Origin of the sequence: Herminiimonas fonticola, assembly GCF_003293745.1 — a bacterium.
In the GTDB taxonomy this organism is placed as follows: Bacteria; Pseudomonadota; Gammaproteobacteria; order Burkholderiales; family Burkholderiaceae_D; genus Oxalicibacterium; species Oxalicibacterium fonticola.
The window spans coordinates 1-18,161 of record NZ_PTLZ01000005.1 but is presented as its reverse complement, the minus strand read 5'-3'; the positions used below and the strand labels follow the sequence as shown (position 1 = coordinate 18,161).

13 protein-coding genes and 2 pseudogenes are annotated in these 18,161 nt (G+C 48.0%); 9 read left to right on the top strand and 6 right to left on the bottom strand.

Features of this window, described 5'->3' with window-relative positions; translation table 11 throughout:
• The first annotated feature begins 213 nt into the window (after window positions 1-213).
• From Hfont_RS13740 to Hfont_RS13730, 3 genes are all read left to right on the top strand, one after another.
• A complete protein-coding gene (locus tag Hfont_RS13740) occupies window positions 214-1,431 on the top strand; it encodes a pyridoxal-phosphate-dependent aminotransferase family protein (protein WP_112992996.1) in 1,218 nt (405 codons plus the stop codon).
• A 123-nt stretch (window positions 1,432-1,554) separates the two neighbouring features.
• Window positions 1,555-4,569, top strand: a complete 3,015-nt coding sequence (locus Hfont_RS13735) for an FAD-binding and (Fe-S)-binding domain-containing protein (protein ID WP_112992995.1) — start codon at window positions 1,555-1,557, stop codon at window positions 4,567-4,569.
• Window positions 4,570-4,961: 392 nt separating this feature from the next.
• Entirely contained in the window at window positions 4,962-5,330 is a 369-nt protein-coding gene (locus Hfont_RS13730) for a DUF1304 domain-containing protein (RefSeq protein WP_112992994.1), read from the top strand.
• A gap of 126 nt (window positions 5,331-5,456) precedes the next feature.
• Here the strand turns inward: Hfont_RS13730 and htpG are convergent, their stop codons facing one another.
• Together htpG and Hfont_RS13720 are read right to left on the bottom strand one after the other, a co-directional pair.
• Window positions 5,457-7,385, bottom strand: a complete 1,929-nt coding sequence (gene htpG, locus Hfont_RS13725; RefSeq protein ID WP_112992993.1) for a molecular chaperone HtpG — start codon at window positions 7,383-7,385, stop codon at window positions 5,457-5,459.
• A gap of 189 nt (window positions 7,386-7,574) precedes the next feature.
• Window positions 7,575-8,378, bottom strand: a pseudogene (locus Hfont_RS13720) (aminotransferase-like domain-containing protein); the annotation flags it as partial.
• Between the two features lie 106 nt (window positions 8,379-8,484).
• On the opposite strand from Hfont_RS13720, the gene Hfont_RS13715 reads away from it, so the two are divergent.
• Both Hfont_RS13715 and Hfont_RS13710 read left to right on the top strand, forming a co-directional pair.
• Window positions 8,485-9,723, top strand: a complete 1,239-nt coding sequence (locus tag Hfont_RS13715; RefSeq protein WP_112992992.1) for a tyrosine-type recombinase/integrase — start codon at window positions 8,485-8,487, stop codon at window positions 9,721-9,723.
• Window positions 9,720-11,678: a hypothetical protein gene (locus tag Hfont_RS13710; RefSeq protein WP_112992991.1), complete on the top strand. Its 1,959-nt coding sequence runs from the start codon at window positions 9,720-9,722 to the stop codon at window positions 11,676-11,678. Before Hfont_RS13715 ends, Hfont_RS13710 begins: the two co-directional genes overlap by 4 nt.
• A 276-nt stretch (window positions 11,679-11,954) precedes the next feature.
• Here the strand turns inward: Hfont_RS13710 and Hfont_RS13700 are convergent, their stop codons facing one another.
• A complete protein-coding gene (locus Hfont_RS13700) occupies window positions 11,955-12,842 on the bottom strand; it encodes a hypothetical protein (protein ID WP_112992989.1) in 888 nt (295 codons plus the stop codon).
• Between the two features lie 196 nt (window positions 12,843-13,038).
• On the opposite strand from Hfont_RS13700, the gene Hfont_RS13695 reads away from it, so the two are divergent.
• The 4 genes from Hfont_RS13695 to Hfont_RS15115 all read left to right on the top strand — a co-directional run bounded on the left by Hfont_RS13695 (window position 13,039) and on the right by Hfont_RS15115 (window position 16,329).
• Entirely contained in the window at window positions 13,039-13,332 is a 294-nt protein-coding gene (locus Hfont_RS13695; RefSeq protein WP_112992988.1) for a hypothetical protein, read from the top strand.
• A gap of 239 nt (window positions 13,333-13,571) precedes the next feature.
• Window positions 13,572-15,131, top strand: a complete 1,560-nt coding sequence (gene istA / locus Hfont_RS13690; RefSeq protein ID WP_162845883.1) for an IS21 family transposase — start codon at window positions 13,572-13,574, stop codon at window positions 15,129-15,131.
• Window positions 15,128-15,889 (top strand): IS21-like element helper ATPase IstB, encoded by a 762-nt coding sequence (gene istB, locus Hfont_RS13685; RefSeq protein ID WP_241523128.1) that lies wholly within the window; start codon window positions 15,128-15,130, stop codon window positions 15,887-15,889. The genes istA and istB overlap by 4 nt, the downstream gene beginning before the upstream one ends.
• A gap of 263 nt (window positions 15,890-16,152) precedes the next feature.
• Entirely contained in the window at window positions 16,153-16,329 is a 177-nt protein-coding gene (locus Hfont_RS15115; protein ID WP_162845884.1) for a hypothetical protein, read from the top strand.
• Window positions 16,330-16,392: 63 nt separating this feature from the next.
• On the opposite strand, the gene Hfont_RS13680 is transcribed toward Hfont_RS15115, so the two are convergent.
• From Hfont_RS13680 to Hfont_RS15225, 3 genes and pseudogenes are all read right to left on the bottom strand, one after another.
• The gene (locus Hfont_RS13680; RefSeq protein WP_112992985.1) at window positions 16,393-16,914 is read right to left on the bottom strand and encodes a hypothetical protein; all 522 of its coding nucleotides are present in this window, start codon (window positions 16,912-16,914) and stop codon (window positions 16,393-16,395) included.
• Entirely contained in the window at window positions 16,915-17,649 is a 735-nt protein-coding gene (locus Hfont_RS13675; protein WP_112992984.1) for an MFS transporter, read from the bottom strand.
• A 309-nt stretch (window positions 17,650-17,958) separates the two neighbouring features.
• Window positions 17,959-18,161, bottom strand: a pseudogene (locus Hfont_RS15225) (cation transporter); the annotation flags it as partial.

Below are 18,161 nucleotides of genomic sequence, written 5' to 3'. Positions count from 1 at the left end.
AACTAAAACCACAGTCTGGGATGAATTTCATTCGAAGGTTTTGTATTGATGGCTGTAGAAAATGAGCATGCATCACAAGACTTCAGCGACGACTCGGATATCAGCCTCCAAATGTCACAGAAAACTCCCAATTCGCTTTACTAATCAAATTTCACTTGGTATAGTATTTTGTATGCAATATCCAATTATTAGAATTCTCTCACGGAGATTTAAATGATCAAACTAGACTTTCATCCAGCAGGCCGCCACTTTCTACAAATCCCCGGGCCTAGCCCCGTGCCGGATCGCATCCTGCGTGCGATGAGTTATCCGACCATCGACCATCGCGGCCCGGAATTCGCGGCGCTTGGTTTGAAAGTCTTGTCAGGCATACAGAAAATCTTCAAAACCACGCAACCGGTCATCATCTATCCAGCATCCGGCACTGGTGCCTGGGAAGCCGCGCTGGCCAACACCCTCAGCCCGGGCGACACCGTACTGATGTACGAGACAGGTCACTTCGCAACACTGTGGAAAAAAATGGCGGAAGCACTTGGCCTCAAGCCTGAGTTCATTGGGCTGCCTGGCATAGAAGGCTGGCGTCGCGGCGTTCAAGCCGATGCCATCGAAGCGCGTCTGCGCGCGGATACAGCTCATGTCATCAAAGCGGTTTGCGTTGTACATAACGAAACCTCGACTGGTGTCACATCCAATATCGCCGCTGTGCGCAAGGCCATCGATGCGGCCGGTCATCCAGCCTTGCTGCTGGTGGATACGATTTCCGGTTTGGCATCTGCCGATTATCGTCATGATGAATGGGGCGTCGATGTCACCGTATCGGGTTCGCAAAAAGGCTTGATGCTGCCACCTGGTATCAGCTTCAATGCCGTCTCCAAAAAAGCCATCGCCGCCAGCAAGACAGCCAAGCTGCCGCGCGCATTCTGGGCGTGGGACGAAATCATCGAGATGAACAAAACCGGTTACTGGCCATACACGCCAAATACCAATTTGCTCTACGGTTTGTCCGAAGCGCTGGACATGATTCTGGATGAAGGTCTGGAGAATACTTTCGCGCGTCATCAACGTCTGGCTGCGGCATGCCGCATTGCAGTCAAGGCATGGGGGCTGGAAGTGCAATGCGCAGATCCCGACGTTTTCTCGCCGGTACTGACAGGCGTCATGACACCGGAAGGCATAGATGCCGATGCTGTGCGCAAAACAATCTATGAGCGATTCAATATGTCGCTAGGCACCGGCCTCGGCAAGATGAAAGGTCGCATGTTCCGCATCGGTCATCTGGGGGAAGCGAACGACTTGACCTTGATGGCGACTCTGGCTGGCGTCGAGATGGGTCTGAAGCTTTCCGGCATCACGATCAAGGCTAGTGGCGTCACTGCAGCGATGGATTATTTGTCGAATCAAAAAATCCCTGCATTGAAAATCGCTGCCTGATAGCACGTACTGAAACGCGTTGCCGGCATGGCTTGAATATTCGAGCAGTCGGCAACGCGATGCATCTGTATTCAGCATCCGTATTCAATGCGTTGCGCCCGCTTCCACAAGGAAAATATACACATGCTCGTCCAGCCACTCCATTTCGTTCCGGTTAATCCGCTCGGCTTGTCTTCATCCAGCCCATTAGCCAGATTGCTGCACAAGGAACTGCGCGGCGATGTGTTGTTCAGCCAGGCGGATCGCGGTCGTTACGCAACGGATGCATCGATCTATCAAATCATGCCGATCGGTGTCGTGGTGCCGCGCGATCAGGATGACTTGCTGACCTGTCTGGACATTGCTCGCTCAGAGAAAACGCCGATACTCGCGCGTGGCGGCGGTACCAGCCAGTGCGGGCAAACGGTAGGCGAAGCGCTGGTCATCGACAACAGCAAATGGCTGAACAAGGTTATCGATTTCGATAAAGAAAAACTGAGTATCACGGTCGAGCCAGGTATGGTGCTCGATCATCTGAATGCATGGCTCAAGCCGCATGGCTTGTGGTTCCCTGTCGATGTATCGACGGCTGCGCAATGCACGATAGGCGGCATGGCGGGTAATAATTCCTGCGGTTCACGTTCCATCGAATACGGCAACATGGTGCACAACGTGCTCGGCATCGACGCGGTACTGGCTGACGGTACGCAGGCCCGTTTCGAAACCCTGGAAAACATGACGCAGAACGCGCGCGTGCAACAGATCGTGCAAGGTTTGCAGCAGATAGCGACGCGCGAACGCGACGAAATCATAGAACGCGTACCCAAGGTCTTGCGTCGCGTTGCCGGCTACAACATCGATCTATTTGATTGCCAGAATCCGCTCGCCTATACCGACGACGGCAGTGCCAATCTCGCACACATCTTGGTCGGATCGGAAGGCACGCTCGCTTACAGCCGTCAGATCACGCTGAAACTGGCACCACTACCTGCCGTTAAAGTACTCGGCGTCATCAACTTCCCGACCTTCTATCAGGCGATGGACATGACGCAGCACATCGTCAAGCTCAAGCCTACAGCGGTCGAACTGGTTGATCGCACGATGATCGATCTGTCGCTGAGCAATCCGGCATTCAGGCCTGTCATCGAGAAAGCGCTGGTCGGACAACCGCAGGCAATTCTGCTGGTTGAATTTGCCGGCGACAGCAAGGCAGAACTGCTTGAAAAATTATCGGCATTATCTGATTTGATGAGTGACCTCGGCTTGCCGGAATCTGTCACGAACATGATCGATGCCGGCGAGCAGAAAGCATTGTGGGATGTCCGCAAGGCTGGCCTCAACATCATGATGAGCATGAAGGGCGATGGCAAACCGGTTTCCTTCATTGAGGATTGCGCGGTGCCGCTGGTACATCTGGCGGAATATACCGAGCGCCTGACTGAAGTCTTCCACAAATACCAAACCGAAGGCACCTGGTATGCACATGCCAGTGTCGGTACCTTGCACGTGCGGCCTATCCTCGATATGCGGCGTAACGGCGCAGCCGACATGCGCGCGATTGCAGAAGAAGCATCAGCCCTGGTGCGTGAATATAAGGGTGCGTATTCCGGGGAACATGGCGACGGCTTGTGTCGTGGTGAATGGGTGGCATGGCAATACGGCCCGAAACTGAATCAAGCCTTCAGCGAAATCAAGAATCTGTTCGATCCGGATAATCGCTACAACCCCGACAAGATCGTGCGTCCACCGAAGATGGACGACAAGAGCAATTTCCGTTTCGCTCCCGGTTATCGCGAACTGCCAATAGCAAGCAAAATGGATTGGTCGGCGTGGAACGTCACGCGCGATCCGGCTAGCGGTTTGGAAACAGCGCCCGGCACCGGTGATGATCGCACTGGCGGTCTCGCCAAAGCGGTGGAGATGTGCAACAACAATGGTCATTGCCGCAAGTTCGATGCCGGTACGATGTGCCCGAGTTATCGCATCACCAAGGATGAGCGCCACGTCACACGCGGCCGGGCGAATACCTTGCGGCTGGCAATTTCCGGACAGCTAGGCGACGATGGTCTGGCCAGTGCGGAAGTGAAAGAAGTGCTGGACCTGTGCGTCTCATGCAAAGGTTGCAAACGCGATTGCCCGACCGGCGTCGACATGGCGAAAGTCAAGATAGAAGCGCGCGCCGCATGGGTTGATAGAAACGGCAGCACCTTGCGCGATCGCATGGTTGCCTTCATGCCGCGTTATGCACCATATGCCAGCCGTATAGGCGGCTTACTTGCCGCAGGTGAACGCCTGCCGTGGGTAGCCGGTTGGCTGAAAAAATTCGTCGGTCTCGCACCGCAACGCGCCTTTCCGAAATTCCAACGCTCGTTCCTGTCGCAACAAACGGAAAGTACAAGCGCAGGCAGCAAAGAAGTGCTGCTCTTCGTCGACACCTTCAATAATTACATGGAGCCGGAAAACGCCGCAGCTGCACAAGCAGTGCTGCAAGCTGCGGGCTACACAGTGCACTTGAATATCAAGGCGAATGAACGTCCACTGTGTTGCGGTCGCACCTTTCTTTCTGCCGGCCTGGTTGATGAAGCGAAAAAGGAAGCACGTCGCACGCTCGATGCGCTGATGCCTTTCGTCCATCGTGGCGTCGCGGTTGTCGGATTGGAACCATCGTGCCTGCTGTCGCTGCGCGATGAATTCCTGAGCTACGGCTATGGTGATGAAGCGAAAGAACTCGCAGCCTCGGCTTTCCTGTTTGAGGAATTTTTGGTCAAGGAACAGGCTGCAGGAAGAATCGATCTCGCGCTACTGGACCTGCAACCGCTAACATCGAACAAGGCGGCGCTGCATGGTCACTGTCATCAAAAAGCATTTGATGCAGTACGTCCTGTGCAAGCTGTTTTGAAATGGATTCCTGAGCTTGATGTATCGCTGATCGAATCGTCATGCTGTGGCATGGCCGGCAGTTTTGGTTATGAAGCCGAGCATTATGCAGCGTCGCAAGCGATGGGGGAGTTGTCACTGTTTCCTGCCATACGTGAAGCGGATGCTGGAACCATCTTTGTTGCTGATGGTACCAGTTGCCGACATCAAATTGCTGACGGCACGCAGCAAAATGCATTGCATGTGGCACGCGTACTGGCGATGTCATTAGGCAGGCCATGACGGTAAAGTGCCACTATTTGGATAGCGACAGGATGCATTGAGATGCACCTGGATCTCCCTAACTGTTACCCACAGTATTCGTGGGAGTAAACATGGGAACGCTGGCCAAAGTGTGAATCTCTTCAGCAGATCACCCAGTTTTTTGATCACAGCCATTCATTGATACAAGGCAAGCGTGATCAGGCGCTGGGTTGCCTCCTTTTCAGTTAAGCTCAATATTGATCTGGTACTGCAAGTGCAGGCGCTGGAAAAAGAACGTGGTCTGGATTTGTCTAGGCGTTGCTTAAAGGCCTCAAGGTTTGATTTGCACGATCTCAGAGCCAAGTTCTACCTGAACTGAAAGCACCTACGCTGTTTAACAAAGCGTTGGATGACGCAAGAGGAGGGCATGTATGCACACTATAGCGACCATTGCGACCGGGCTTGTGGCCGTGCTGCATGTCTACATTTTGTATCTGGAAATGTTTTTGTGGGATACCCCAAAGGGGCGAAAAACTTTTGGTCTTACCAAAGAGTTTTCGGCCGCATCGAAAGTTCTGGCCGCAAATCAAGGTCTGTACAACGGGTTCCTGGCAGCGGGCCTGGTTTGGGGCATGTGGCTTGGTTCGGCGGGCGCATCAGTTAAAATTTTCTTCCTTGCCTGTGTTGTTGTGGCAGGTGTCTTCGGAGCAGCGACATCAAGCAAAAAAATCCTGTTTGTTCAGGCGCTGCCTGGAGCCATCGCCTTGGCATTGGTGATTTTGGCGGAGATGCAGGCATGAGTCCTGTAAGTTGAAGAACGCAGCTCCGCCTATCATCCTCCTGCTGCGGATGAATATCCTCATCCAATAAACAAGGCCGCGCTATTGCTAGCGCGGCCTTGTTTTTTTGGAGCTAAAAATAAAGAATTATTTTCCCGCCAAGCCCAGCAACATCTCATTCAAACGCTTCACAAATCCAGCCGGGTCATTCAGGTTCCCGCCTTCAGCCAGCAAGGCTTGATCAAACAGAATATTCGACCAGTCGTCGAACTTCGCGTCTTCATATTTCAAGCGCTGCACCAATGGATGATCCGGATTGATTTCCAGAATAGGTTTCGCATCCGGCGCATTTTGCCCAGCAGCTTTCAGCATGCGCAGCAGGTTGCCGGACAGTTCGTTTTCATCGGCGACCAGGCAGGCTGGTGAATCTGTCAGACGGAAGGTGATGCGGACTTCTTTCGCTTTGTCGGCGAGTGCGGTTTGCATCTTGCCTACCAATTCCTTGTACTGATCTTCGGTTTCCTGATGCTGTTTTTTCTCTGCTTCATCTTCCAGTTGGCCCAGGTCCAGATCGCCTTTGGCTACCGATGCGAGTTCCTTGCCTTCGAATTCTTCGAGGTAGGACAACATCCATTCGTCGACGCGATCGGTCAGCAACAAAACTTCGATGCCTTTCTTGCGGAAGATTTCCAGGTGCGGGCTGTTCTTCGCTGCGTTATACGATTCGCCGGTGGCGTAGAAGATTTTGGTCTGGCCTTCTTTCATGCGCGACACGTAATCGGCGAACGATACGGTTTGTGCATCGCTGTCACCAGTGGTCGACGCAAAGCGCAAGAGTTTGGCGATGCGTTCCTTGTTGGTTGCGTCTTCGCCTATGCCTTCTTTGAAGACTTGGCCGAATGCATTCCAGAAGGTGGTGTACTTGTCCTTCTTTTCTTGCTCATCGGCGTTTGCCAATTCTTCCAGCATGCCCAGTACACGTTTGGTCGAACCTTCGCGTATCACTTTGACATCCCGCGATTCTTGCAGGATTTCACGCGAGACGTTCAGCGGCAGATCGGCCGAATCGATCACGCCTTTGACGAAGCGCAGATACACCGGCATCAATTGTTCTGCATCGTCCATGATGAAGACGCGCTTGACGTACAGCTTGATGCCGCCGCGCTTGTTGCGGTCCCACAGATCAAACGGTGCTTGCGACGGGATATACAGCAGTTGCGTGTATTCGCTGCGACCTTCGACGCGGTTGTGCGTGTAGGTTAGCGGTTCGCCGAAGTCATGTGATACATGTTTGTAGAATTCGGTGTATTGCTCAGGCGTGATGTCGTTTCTATTGCGTGCCCACAAGGCGCTGGCCTGGTTGATGGTTTCCAGTTCATCGCGGGTAACGGTTTCTTTTTTCTCTTCGTCCCATTCTTCTTTCGCCATCATGATAGGCAGCGAGATGTGGTCGGAATATTTGCGGATGATGGATTTCAATTTCCACGACGACAGGAATTCGTCTTCGCCTTCGCGCAGATGCAGAATGATGTCCGAGCCGCGTGTCGCTTTATCGATGGCTTCTACCGTGAAATCGCCAGCGCCGCCCGATTCCCAGCGCACGCCTTCATTGGCTGGTGCGCCGGCGCGACGTGTTTCTACCGTGATGCGATCCGCGATGATGAAGCCGGAATAGAAGCCGACGCCGAACTGACCGATCAGTGCTGCATCTTTTTGCTGGTCGCCGGAGAGTCGTGAGAAAAATTCCTTGGTGCCGGATTTGGCGATGGTGCCGAGATGCTCGATTGCGTCGTGGCGTGACATGCCGATGCCGTTGTCGCTGATGGTGATCGTGCGTTTTTCCTTGTCGAAGCTGACCTTGATTTTCAGTTCAGGGTCGTTCTCGAACAACGCACTATTGTCGATCGCTTCAAAGCGCAGTTTGTCAGCAGCATCGGATGCGTTGGAGACCAGTTCACGCAGGAAAATTTCCTTGTTGGAATACAAAGAGTGAATCATCAGTTGCAGCAATTGCTTTACTTCGGCTTGAAAGCCCAGGGTTTGCTTTTCTGGATTTTTTTGTTCGGATGCGGCCATTTTTACCTCGAGTGTCTAAAAAGAATGTGGGTTTTACTATGTAAGCGATGTCGAAAGCCTGACAGCTTGCTCATTCACTCAGCAAGCCTGAATGATATTGCGCTGATGGCGAGTAAGCCAGACCTTGGTCAGACTTTTAACCTTAGACTTTCAAACGTTTCGTCGGAAATTGGGGCGAAAGCTGTGATTTCAAGTCTTGCTGCGCACCAGGTCCATAGTTCGCTCCAAAAAGCGCAAGAGGCCGGGATCGCCCATCGCCGCGACGTTGAAACGCATATTCGTTGATGGTAGCTGGTTAGGCGAGAACAGACTGCCGGGCGCCAGCAGATAGCCTTCGGCCATGGCTTTTTCAGTCAATAGATTGGTGTCGCAACCCATGTCGGTCCAGATGAACATGCCGGCTGGCGTGTTGAAATTGATCCTGGCACCTATGCGTTCCATTTGTCGTATCGTTTTGTCGCGCACTGCATCCAGCTTGCTGCGCAGACGGTCGCTGTGTTTGCGGTAATGCCCTTCGGACAAAACCTTGTAGACCACGCGTTCGGTGACTTCGGTCGTAGTCAACGCGGTCAGCATCTTGCGATCGGCCAGGTCCCGTGCGATATCGTGCGACGTGGCGATGAAGCCGACGCGTAAATTGGCCGCCAGCGTTTTGGAAAATCCACCGAGATAAATCACGCGATTCAACTGATCCAGCGCGGCGATGCGTGTCGCTGATTGCACCGTAGTGCCCGGATGCATATCGCAATAAATATCGTCTTCGACAATCATGAAATTGTATTGCTCGGCAATTTTCAATACCTGAAATGCCTTTGCTGCCGATAGCGAAGTCGAGGTTGGATTGTGCAGGACAGAATTGATGACGAATAATTTTGGCCGGTGCAATGCAGCCAGCTCGGCCAGCTTGGCGATATCGGGTCCATCGGACAGACGCGGAATGCCAACCACTTTGGCACCCAGCATCGCAAACGAACCAAACATCAGGAACCATGCGGTTATCTTTACTTTTTAAAAATGTCTCACGCGATAAAGGCCTATTTATTCACGTCAATATGTAGTATTTATTACATTGATTTTTCGTGCGTAAAGGAACAGCGGGTTGGATATTTATTATTTGAAGCAAGACCGGACTCCGCATTTGTCGCACCTAGTTGAACAACTTGGATTAGTAGATAAACAGCCTTTCACAGTAGATCTAAATTGGCAATGCGACGCAGTTCTTAACAGTTTTTTAAGGTCTCTTGCGGCTCCTGGTTCTCCTAGTCCAAATACATGGCGTGCTTATGCGGAGCAACTGAGCTTGTTTTTTCGATTTTTGATTAAACGAGAGAAAACCTGGCGAAATGCCTCGTCAGAGGATTGGATGGTTTATTACCGCTTACGAAGAATTCAACCTGGTTCTTTACAAATTTCATCTAGTTCATGGAATGTTTTCGCTGCTGCATTGAGGCGTTTTTATGAGTGGGCGAAACAAGAAGGGCATTTGAAGTATGTTCCTTTCGACTACACCACAAAGCTGTCGCCAGGGCCTTATCCAAACCAGACTTCCCATATTCTCTCAACGAATCTCAAAGAAAGGACTCGCAGGAAAGATATTAAGTACATGACCGAACATGATTTCCTGGAAATATATCTTCCGAGGATTATGGCTACAAAAGAAGGGCTTCGAAATGCTCTTTTCGTTAGACTTTTATTTCGGACCGGACTACGTGCTCAGGAGGCAGCGACCATCAAACTGTCGATGCTCCCAGATCCAGATAGCATTTTTTTCAAAGACCTCAATACATGCCCGCTAACTGTGCTTGGGAAGGGTAATAAAGAGCGTACGGTGCGTGTGCCAAAAAGCTGGTTAAGAGATGTGCGGCGCTACATCGAATGGGATCGCGCTGATGCAATTAATCGGAGAAGGGCCAGTCGTTTAAAGAGAAGTGCTGATATCAATGACGAAGATTTTTTATTCCTGACTTCATTGGGACGGCCCGCGACCTACAGTGCGTTCTACAAGATGATGCGGGTCGCTGGCGACGGTAGCGGATTTAGTTTTAAGGCGCACCCCCATATGCTGCGTCACAGTTATGCCATCTATACGCTTTCCGGGATGATTCGACACATGTTGGCTAGGCAAACTGTGCCTATTCATTCAAGAAGCGAAGCGTATAAAAGAATGGTTTACGATCCATTGCGCGTGCTCTCACGGTTGATGGGCCACGCATCCGTAATGACCACATTTATCTATCTCGATTATGTTGATGAAATAACCGACATGATTGACATCTCCAATGATTGTGAAGGGTTCGAAATTGACGAGAGGGCATTGTCCGGAGAACAGACGGAATGAAAGCTAGAAATAATCCATTTACGGCAGATGATGTTCAGTGCAATGAGACGTTTTCAATGCCGTCAATAATGCCTTGGAAATGGGATTTAACAGGAGTAGTGCGAGAAGGTAGCTGGCTGTCTTTTCAAAAGTGTTCTTCGAGGCCGAAATTATTTGGCCCATTAATGAGTGCCCTTTGGAGTGGGGAAGTTATTAATTCACCCGGCAAACATTTTGAAGTGGTACGGCAAAAGCGTGATTCTCTACATCGATTGGTTAGATATCTAGATGAGATAAAAACAGATTGGAACCCAAAGGAAACGAGTGTTAAAGATCTTAGTCGGGAGACATTGATCGACTTTAGAAAATGGTTGCACTCTAATTATGGAAATACTACCGCCGGGAGAAGTTATCTTTGCATAGCAAAATTAATGAAAATATTGCAAGGAGAGGATTCGCCAGTCTCAGGCTCTGTGCCAAGCGAACTGGAGATACCTTCGAAGTCGCTTAGGCGTAGTGACGCCACTATCTGCGCAGTTCAACCCTATACCCATGACGAACAAGTGAGGCTTATTGATGCAGCGAAAAAAGAAATATCAGATGTTCTTGGGCGGCTGGCGTTAGGAAAAGCATTACTAGCTGAGGGACAGGATCCGCGCTTAGTTGGTCATTTGAAGCAGCCGTGGAATAAAAAATCTATATTTACCACCGGCTGGAATAGTAAAGCTAACGATCTTTGGTATTTGGTCCATGTTTTAAAGGGTCAGTTTCCTTCGCGCTCCTCGGCGCAAAACTGTCTGTTAACACGCTATTTGCGAAATCGATGGGCTGACTCTGATAACTGTACTTTTAATACTCCTTCGGAACTAATCTCTCATCTATACCCAAGTTATAAAGATTTGGTGCCGTTTATGATTTTGCTTTCTATTAAGAGTGGTCTAAATGCAGAGTCATTGTTGACTTTGACGCGTGATTGCCTTCATGGTGAAGAAGCAGGAAAAACGATAGTCGAGTTCAAAAAGCACCGCGGTAGTCATGAGCAAATGAAGATCTCATTTTCTAATCGAGGTAGCACTTCACCGATTGCCCTAATCAAGTTGGTACTAAAAATGACCGAGTCACTCGTCCCATTCGCCAGCGACGATATAAAAAATCAGTTGTGGCTAGCACACCGAAAAGCTGGACCCGGCTGGCCGTACTTGGGACAAGCCGCCGCTTTGACATACGATGCAACAATGTATTTTTCTAACGGATTAATCCAAGGGCCCCTGATTTTTATTGGTTTCATGGAAGCACATGATCTACGCGATCGGAATGGCGATTTTTTGAAATTTGGTTTCAGGCAGACACGGAAAACAGTCGCAACAAATGCATATTTGAAAAGTGGAAATTTGGCAAACGTTAGTAAGAAGACGTTAAAACATCATGGTAAGCAAGCTTTAAATACGACAGCTTTTCATTATCTGACAAATGATGCCACGCATCATATTCACAACCAAACGATACGCATCGCGCAAGATAAGGTCGTACAAGAGGCCCGAGGAATAGTCGTTATAAAGAACGTCGAAACAGAAGGAGAAATCGCTGCGCTAGCTAGACAACTTTCCGAATCAGAGGAAAAAATTGTTTCGATTCTTTCGGGAGAGCAAGACGTATTTATAGCTAGTTGCCGTGACTTCTATAACAAGCCTGGTGGCATACCCGAGACGCCGTGCAGTGATCCTTGGCAATGCTTTAGTTGTGAAAATGCGCTTTGGACAAGTCGAATCTTGCCGCGTCTGGTGAAGTTCAAATTGTTCATGGAGCAGCAACGGAAACTGCTTACTCCAATCGATTGGAGTAATAAATTTGATCTTCCTTATTCTGCAATTACAAAATCCATTCTTCCGCGCTTTCCAAGCAGAACTCTCGAATGGGCAAATATTCAAGCTGAAGAAACGCCGTTTTATGTCTCTCCTCATTTAAGAGAAGCGTGATGAATAACGCCAACTATTCGCAGATAAATACGTTCTTTGAGCTAAAGATCGTTAGCAGACTTGTACCCGCGGACGCTGCAGTCGGCAGAATTTCCATATTTAGTGACTTCATTTGGGATCAAACTGATTTAGTTGAATCGCGAACGTTAATAAAGGGGGCCAAAATCAACTGGCGAAGTATCTTCGCTAATGTGAGTATTCGCATGTAAGTTGCCACTAAGCCGCATCTCAAAGTTGCCACTCATACGCATTTCAAACCTGCCACCTGTTCGCATTTCAAACTTGCCATTTACATTTGTTATAAAGATCAAGATTTTCTGGAGACGGTGGCCCAATATCCAAATCCGGTCCGATCAGCGGTTCAAAGAATTTTTTTGAAGATTGAATTCTTTGTCCATTCAAAATTTGCATAGCATAGTAGCTAGCCATTTTTTTATCGGGTACATGCGAACTTCGTTGTCGTAAATGTTCTGATAACTCGTGAAACGCTCTTGCTAGAACAGGATAATTACACTCTTCAAGATACATGCGGCAGCCGTTGAATCGAGCGAGATTAAAAACTCGTTCACGATAAAGCGTAAAAACTCTCGCACTAATATCTCGGCTGTTAAATTCATTTCCTATAATGAGCAAGACTCGGAATATGCTTTTAGAGCATTCCCACACTTGTTCATAGTCACCACGCTCATGATTTAAACGCAATATGATTGTCAGTGCTGTCAAGCTATCGAGGCTGGCCCGCCGCTCAAGTGCACCAAGGAAGTGGCGATCACCTCTCAGACGAATGTCATTTCTTGTACCAAATGTTAAAGACTGAATAATTCCTACTAGCTGGTGAAGCCATTCGTGGGCATATTTTTCTACGGAGGTTTTGTGACGCAGAACAGACCACAAGGTATGGTTCAGTTCCCAACTAGAACCTTCGACCAACTTTTCTGCACATAGCACTAAAGCGGGATACGGCACATGCACGCCCCGCGAATATTCCAAATACCTATTGTTCTTGATTTCATTACCGCGATTCTCAATGATGTGCGGTTGCAGAATTCGTTGAATCTCACGCGGCTCATAGGTGCCAAGCTCCTCACATAAACAATTAAACCAGTTGATCGTCCGTATCGGATCAACCAATTCATCCCGTCTTTTTTCTCGCTTAGCTGGCATTTATATGTCGTGAAAGTATTAAGATTTGAAAGAATACAGATAATTTATTCAAAGTATTCAACAACTTAATAAATTTCTCTTTATGTAACGGGAGTGAACTTAAGCACTATAGATATAGGTTTATTCAATCAATCATGATTGTTAAGATTGATAGTCCCGCAGAAAAATATGTGACAGCTAGATACAAAGCGAAGGTATGACTGAATTTAAATTTGATGAGCCATTGGCAACGCTGCTTGAGCGAGAGCTAACGAGTCGCTTTGGGCCTATGGTTTCCAATGACAATTTACGCATCACCTTGGGTTACGCGTCTAAGGAAGCGTTTCGGCAAGCGATATCAAGAAAAACTGTGCCAGTACCGATATTCGATATTGAGAATCGCAGGGGAAAATTCGCGTTAGTGAAAGATATTGCTGTCTGGCTTGCGGCCCAACGCGAACGCGCAACGCTCAGTGTCTTGCCTACGCTGACGGAGGGAGAATCGTCATGACTTAATCTGCCTGGGAGGCAGAAACGACAAAGGCTGTGAGCATCAACTCACAGCCTTTTGTACAGCTTTGGATAACTAGAAGCGATCCGAGCTCAGTATCTCCCTTCCCATATTCCCTGTCAATACTTCGATCTCATCGAAGTGCCTTGTTGCGTGCGCGATTTCGCCACTCGACGCTTAATGAAAATGCCCGCCTGGGCGGTGCTAAGCATATTGCTATGGTCAATAGGAGAACTGACATGCGAAAAATTCGCGATGTCCTTGTATGCATATTTACTAAAGAGTTATCGAATCGCGAAACGTCCAGATATACAGGCGTCAACCGTGAAACGGTGTCGGACTTTCGGCATAGGTTTGTTAATGCCCAATTACCTTGGCCTCTGCCAGACGAAATAGATGACGATTTACTGGAGGAAAAATTGTATCCACCAGTCAAAGCGTTTAATCACACGATCACATCAGACATTGATTTTGCAGCAGTTCATTTGGCGCTTGGACAGAAAGGAGCATCGCTAGCAATCTTGCATCAAGAATGGATCGATGCTTCCCCGCCAGAAGAGCATTTTGGCTATTCACAATATTGTCGGCGCTATAACGCATTTAGAAAGTCGTTACAGATTTCGATGCGACAAACTGCCGTCTATGGAGAAGTAGTTTATGTGGATTACTCTGGCGCGACTCTTAGTGTTACAGATTCTCAAACCGGCGAGTTGAAGAAAGTACAAATCTTCGTTGGTGTATTAGGCGGTTCAAATTACACCTTTTGCGAGGCAACATGGTCCCAAAAATCTAGGGACTGGATTGCTTCGCACGCAAGAATGTTTGAGTTCTTCGGAGGCGTTCCACGAATTGTTGTTCCCGACAATCTCAAATCTGCAGTTACTAAAGCGGATCGCGTGGCGCCAGTTATCAACGAGTCGTACAACGTCATGTGCCGCTACTACGGCATTCATCCATTTCCTGCCCGTCCACGGGAGCCCCGAGATAAATCCAAAGCAGAGGCTGGCGTTTTACTTGCTCAACGCTGGATCTTATTTTCGCTACGCAATCGCAAATTCTTTTCACTCGATGAGATGAATCAAGCAATCAGCCCGCTTTTAGAAAAGCTCAATAGAAAAACATTTCAAAAGCTCCCAGGTTCACGTTTCAGCAGATGGCTAGAGTTAGAACAACCGGCATTGTCGCCATTGCCGGCAGAACGTTACGCCTTCTCAGACTGGGGCAAGGTGCGTGCGGCGAATGATTATCACGTATGTGTAGAACGACATTTTTACAGTGTGCCTTATCAACTTAAAGGACGGGAGCTCGAATATTGTTTGTCCAGTCACTCTTTGGACTTGTTCTCAAAGGGAAAGTGCATTGCAACACATACACGCAATTTTGAACCAGATGGCAGCACGACCCTAAGTCAGCATCAGCATCCGACGCATAAAGCGGTTTTGCAATGGTCAGAACCAGAAGCATTGCAGTGGGCAACTGAGATTGGACCAAACACTGTGCTTCTTCTCCAAGCGCAGCTATCAAAAATAAAAGGCTATCTGTTTGGATATCGTATTACGCAAGCCATGAAAGTCCTTCTAGCTAACTATGGCAAATCACGTTTAGAGGAAGGATGTGCGTATGCGTTTAAGAACAACATCACCGGCACGCCAGAATTGCGCAATCTTCTTTCGAAAAATTTGGATCGCCTGCTAGGCCAAGAACATACAGAAGTAAGTAAAGAGATCGTCCACAGCAATATTAGAGGTGCCGATTATTACAACGAACTTTTACAAACAGATAAGGAAACCGAATCATGATGCAAAACACGATAGACCAGCTTAATACATTAAAACTATTTGGCATGGCCGCAGAGTTGGAACGCCAACTTGGAAATCCGACAATGAATGATCTCCCATTTGAACATCGCGTGCGAAGTATGGTCGATCACGAGTCCACTGTTCGAGAAAATAAGCGGCTTCAAATGTTGCTTAAAAAAGCGAAATTACCAATAGGGGCTTCCATCGAAGAAATCGACTATCGATCATCTCGCGGTTTAGATAAATCGACCATGCTTTCTCTCACGAATCTTGACTGGGTTAGGCAGCAAAACAATTTGGTCATTACTGGCCCCACCGGGACGGGGAAAACATGGCTCGCATGTGCTCTCGCTAATTACGCATGCAGGCTAGGCCTTTCGGCCCATTTCGTGCGCGTGCCCATGCTAATGGAAAACCTACTTTCGGCGCGCGCTTCAGGCACGTTTAGTCTGCGACTGGAACAATTAAAGAAAATTGATTTACTGATATTGGATGACTGGGGAATTGAGACGTTCTCAAAACGAGCTCAAAACGATTTACTTGAGCTTGTCGATAGCCGGTTAGGGATACGGTCTATGATCATCACCAGTCAATTTCCAATGAGTCATTGGCATGATGCGTTGGACAATAAAACTGTCGCCGACGCAATCATGGATCGTATCGCGCACAGCTCTTATACTTTGCAGTTAAGCGGAGAGTCGCTCAGAAAAATTAAAGGCGCAACTGCAAAGAAGTCTAACAAGACGATTATTACTTGAGCCTTAGTGTGCAAGTACCCGAAAGATCTCACCTGTACTGGTGCATTTTAAGGTGTAAGAAAAAATGAATGTGACGCCATAAATAATTGACCATTGCATTGCGGCATTATCGCAATGAAGGTATCGCCCATACCAACATAACTGCCACGCTTCTTAACAATGGGCAACCGTGGCAGTTTTTTTCCCATAAATATAGGATTGAAAATCAATAAATACTCTGCGAAGTTATTAATCAAGGAGGGCAAAACCATGATGCAGATTGAATGGCGATTAATACTTTAGTAGATGCCGGTTTCAGCTCTAACACGGCGAGAGACACATATAAGGCTATGTACGGACAAGACGGCCCCGACCTTACAAAAAACGCAGCACATGAAGCCAAGGCGATGCTCGGAAAATTTAAGACAGCGGCGGATGAATATCCTGAGCACGATCAATAGTAAAAAACGATTCTCTTTACTTGATCCGTCATCAATGAGCACTTGCCTTTTGTGCGCTAAATATTAGCCGCGAGCTTCTTGCGCTAGTGGCCCAGTAACGACGACTAGTTCCAGTTTCTTTTGCGCTGAAGCCGGATTTTCCGGCAAATCTGCTATCGAAAAAGTCTGAAGGCCTTGAGCCGTGGCAAACGATCGTAAACCGCGATCTTCCGAATAAATTGTGTCTGCCTGATTAGCTTTGGCTATTGCTACGATCTGATGATCAAACTTCACTTTTGCCCAAGTAGCTTCTTGTTGTCCAGCTTTTTTGTGGCCAGATCGTTTTGCCGCACTAACACTAAGTGCACATTCGATTGCAGACTTTTCATCAAAGGATGCGATTAAGAACGCAGCTTTCCCTTTGAATGCATCCAATACTCCTGGATCTGCTTTCACATAGAACTCAGATACAGCGGGCGTAGGGATAATTATTTTTACCTTATCTTTTTGCAAAACAGATATGAGGTAACTGATTTTATCTCGATCCTCCTCAGAGGTACGAGGATCAAGAAGCTTGATTAAAATGCCTGCGTCGAAAGCCACCATTTAATTCGAGCCCCTGATGAATAAATGTTCTTTTATTGGGTCATCTAATTCATTCCAACCATTCCCACTTGCAGCACGAGCCGTATTTAATATCTCTTCGATTGGCGTTGCATCAAGTACGACTGAATCAGTAATTTTAAATTTTTCTAACTTCCATTGACCATCTTCGCCGCGCAACCAGTCGCCTTGGCCAGTAACTCGAATAGGATTACCAAGATAATGCTTGATCAATTCGCGGGCCATATCCTTGTTTGCTTCACAATAAAAAACTTTTCCGCTATGGTCTTCTAGCCAAACAGGAATGGTGCTATCTCTCCCTCCTATTCGGATAACCACACCATCCAATACGCCCGCTTCGCGAACCTTGTATGTTTTTTGAACGATCGTATTTCGACCAGGAAAAGTCAGAATCGCAGCGCCTTTTTCCCGTTTTATTTTTCCAACTGCATTGTCAGTACGTAAAAGGCTATTGATTTGCGCATAAGCTTTTTGAACATCGTCAGGCGCATCGATGTCATGCACTAGGTGCAATCGCTTATCAACCTTCTGAATAGCTGACTCTTCAATTTTTGTTTGCAACACGGCACTGCCTGTACGCATTTTGTCAAAATGCACACGTTCATTATTTCCATACAAAGCAGCTAACGCGGCCATGTATTCAGCGAGTCTCGCCATTGGAATGGTTTCTGGGCGAAAAACGTCGATGTGGAATTGAAGAATCTCTTTGGTATCCATGATGTTTATATTATAGAACTTCTAACTAAACACCTAAAGAATGGTCATCCTGACGCAACACTTTTTTGGGGCATTCCTGTTTTTAAATGTGTGACACTTACGGCAATATCAAGGAGCTGAAATGTTTAGCGGCTAAACCATTAAAAAATTCCTATGGCTTGGTTAGTGTGTGTCATATGTCACAGTATAAAAATTGAAAACAGTTAAAGAATGGTCGAGAGTTGACGTGATCTAAGCATGTGTCATCTGTCACTGCCAGTTCTAAAAAGGGGGCTGCTATCGGCCCAAAGCATCATTCTTTATGTGTGCTTAAGTGGGTGCCGTGTTGACTGTTAACTCACGTCGGGCGTGACGGACCACTGAGCATGCTCCCGTTAGTCCTAACGTACCCATCAGAGTAGCGACCGCTATATCCGGCCATCCAGAACCTGTGCCATAGACTCCCAATGCTGCAAGCATGACGGCGATATTGCCAATGGCATCATTGCGCGAGCATAGCCAAACCGAACGCA